The following is a 568-nucleotide window of genomic DNA, read 5'->3' as shown; positions in this document are numbered from 1 at the left end:
AAGTTAGAAAATGCTATTACAACTTTTGCAAAGAATTGGGTAGATAACAAATTAGTAGAATCTGAATTTTTAACTTATGTAAGTGAGAATATATCTTATCCATGGACTATGATAGATAAAATTACACCAAGACCTGCTGAGTCTGTTAAAAATATGTTAAAAGAAGCAGGCTTTGAAGATACAGAAGCTATTACTACTTCAAAGGATACATTTATTGCATCTTTTGTTAATGCTGAAGAACCTCAGTATTTAGTCATTGAAGACAATTTTAAAAATGGTCGTCTTCCGCTAAATAAAGGTGGAATTATTTACACAGATAGAGAAGTTGTAGATAAAGTAGAAAAGATGAAAGTATGTACTTGCTTAAATCCTCTTCATACAGCACTTGCTATTTATGGATGCTTATTGTCTTACACTAAAATATCTGATGAAATGAATGACAAGGAGCTTGTAATATTAATAAAAAATATAGGTTATAAAGAGGGGTTACCTGTTGTTGTAAATCCAGGAATTATATCACCTAATGATTTTATAGAAGAAGTAATGAAAGTACGTTTACCAAATCCAT

At 29.8% G+C, this 568-nt stretch carries 1 pseudogene; it reads left to right on the top strand.

The features are described from left to right. A pseudogene (locus CLVI_RS17195) lies at window positions 1-568 on the top strand (mannitol dehydrogenase family protein); the annotation flags it as partial.

Origin of the sequence: Clostridium vincentii, assembly GCF_002995745.1 — a bacterium.
Taxonomy (GTDB): domain Bacteria; phylum Bacillota; class Clostridia; order Clostridiales; family Clostridiaceae; genus Clostridium; species Clostridium vincentii.
Note: the sequence above shows the minus strand (reverse complement) of the source record. Positions and strands in the feature narration are given on the sequence as shown.